Raw genomic sequence first — 2,501 nt, 5'->3', positions numbered from 1 at the left:
GCAGGTCCACGGCCAGCCACGTCGCCGCCGCGGTGAGCGCGCCGACCGCGAGCACGCGCCCGGCGCCGCCGTACAGGCTGCGGACCGGCACGGGCGTGACGCGGCTGAGCCACCACAGCGAGATCGGCCACGCGAGCATCGGGGCGATCGCGTACCCGGCGGCCACGCCGACCACGCCCCACGTGCTGCCGACCACGATGCACACGATCCGGATCGCGGCCGACACGAGCGTGTACTGCATGAGGTCGCGCGTGAGACCGCGGGCGAGGTACACCCAGTAGCCGACGTACGACAGCGTCTGGAAGATCCCGGCGACCGCGAGCAGGCGGAGCACCGGCGGCACCTGCGCCCACGGGTCGCCCAGCAGGATCGCGACGAGCGGGACGGCCACACCCGTCAGCACGGCGAGCGCGACGGTCACCGGGTAGGCGAGCACGAGCTGGCCCGTGCGCACGATCTGGTCGAACGCGGGGGAGATGCCCGCCCGGCTGAGCACGGGCAGCGCGACGGTCACGCTCGGTGCGCGCACCTGGTTGAGCGGGTTCATCAGGAGCTGGAACGCGCGGTTGTAGATGCCGAGCGGCGCGGGGCCGAACCGGTACCCGATCGTGAGCGAGTCCACGTTGTTCGCGAGGTAACCGACGAGCTGGCTGACGAGCAGGTTGCGGCCGAACCGGTACAGGCCGCGCATGGGGGCGCTGCGGTCGTACCGGCCGGGCAGCCAGCGGGCCGAGGCGCCGAAGGCGACGAGCGCGACGACGGACTGCGTCAGCTGCTGCGCGACCAGCGCCCAGTACCCGGCCCCGGCCAGAGCGAGCGCGACGCCCGTGGCCAGCGCGAGCGCTGGTGCGAGCACGTCGGTGCGGGCCACGGCGCCGAACCGCATCGCGCGCACCAGGTCGGCGCGGTACTGCGTCATCATCCCGTTGAGCAGGAACGTCACGGACAGTGCGCGGGTGATCGCGACGAGCGCGGGCTCGTCGTACAGCGCGGCGAGCGGCTCGGCGAGCGCGAACACCACGACCCCGATCGCCGCGCCGATCCCGGAGTTGAGCCAGAACAGGTTGGAGCGCTGCTCGCGGCTGAGCGTCGCGGCCTGGATCGCGGCCGAGCTCAGGCCGAAGTCGCGCAGGATCTCGCCCACGCCGACGATCGCCACGACCATCGCGACCAGGCCGTAGTCGCGCGGGTCGAGCAGACGCGCCAGGACGACGACCGTGAGCACCTGGATGAGCAGGCGCGCGACCAGGCCCAGGCCCGTGGGCAGGACGCCGCGGGCCGCGCTCTGCTGCAGCGACACGGTCATGCCGACCGCCGCAGCGCGCCTGAGCGCACCCGACGGAACGTGCCGCGGGCGGTCTGCACCGACTCGCGCAGGTGCTGCCCGCCGAGCCGCACCAGGCCGAAGCCGCGGTAGCGCGGCACCCGCGCACCGGCGACGCGCGCGCCGAGCAACCGGCCCGCGAGCGTCCGGCGACGCTTGCGCTGCGACGGCTGCACGGCCATGACCTCGTCGGGCGTGATCGGGCGGACCGTCAGCACCCCCGCGGCGACTGCGCGCCGCACGAGGTCGAGGCCGCGCGGGGTGCGTGCGACGAGCGCGCTCCAGCCGTCGGACTCGTCGAACACCGGGTAACCGCGCTCGTCGGCGCGCCAGAAGTCGCCCGCCGTGACGTCGCTGCTCTCCCCGATGCCGTCCGGGCAGGTCCGGCACCGCCACTGGACGGCGGGGCCCAGCACGCCGCCCCACGACTCCTCGTACGAGGCCGACACCTGCTCGCCGCCCGGCCCGCGCACCGTGAACCGACCGGGCCACCCGCGACCGCGGTACCAGAGCTCGTCGGGGACCTGTCCGGGCGCGAGCCCGAGCTGCTCGACGAGAGCGTCGGTCGCGTGCGCCGACGGCGTCCCCGCGCAGAAGAAGGACAGCAGGAGCGGCGCGGGGGCGCCCTGCGCGCGCGACAGTGCACGCAGGGCCGCGGCCTCGCAGGGCTTGCCGATCGTCGCGCCGCCCGCGTCGGTGGCGAGCGGGTGAGCGGCCGCCGAGGCGGGCTCGTAGCGGGAACCCGCGGAGGCGAGCGCCTCGGCGCGCGTGCGGATCGTCACCGACACGGTCCGGCGGGGATCGGCCGCCGCTCGCGCCCCGACGACCTGCGCCACCTCGCCGGTGCTCGTCGCCCACGCCGCGAGCGCGCTGAGGACGCCGCCCGAGCTCCCGCGGTGCCGCAGATCCGGGTCGGTGGCGGCCGCCTCCCAGCACGCCAGGACGGGGCCGAGCTGCGGGTGGTAGGTCGCGGCGGGGGCGGCCCCGCGCCCGGGCCGCTGCGCGCGCACCGTCATCCCGGGGCACGCCGCGCGGAACGTCCGCACCGCCTCGTCGTCGGCGGTCGAGGCGCCGACGCGGTGCGGCCGGGCGAAGCCGTGCGCGTCGAGGGTGAGCGCGAGGCCGTCGTCGAGCTGCGCGCACATCCCGCAGCCCGTGCAGCACCCGGTCCCCACGA

The 2,501-nt window shown here is 75.9% G+C and carries 2 protein-coding genes; both read right to left on the bottom strand.

Annotation, left to right across the window (positions count from 1 at the left end; translation table 11 throughout):
* On the bottom strand, positions 1-1,306 hold a 1,306-nt coding region (locus CWIS_RS05740), incomplete at its 3' end, for a lipopolysaccharide biosynthesis protein (protein ID WP_048342299.1).
* A partial coding sequence (locus tag CWIS_RS05735; RefSeq protein WP_048342298.1) for a Coenzyme F420 hydrogenase/dehydrogenase, beta subunit C-terminal domain occupies positions 1,303-2,501 on the bottom strand: 1,199 nt, incomplete at its 5' end. The genes CWIS_RS05735 and CWIS_RS05740, both read right to left, overlap by 4 nt.

Source organism: Cellulomonas sp. A375-1 (genome assembly GCF_001040865.1).
Lineage (GTDB): Bacteria > Actinomycetota > Actinomycetes > Actinomycetales > Cellulomonadaceae > Cellulomonas > Cellulomonas gelida.
Note: the sequence above shows the minus strand (reverse complement) of the source record. Positions and strands in the feature narration are given on the sequence as shown.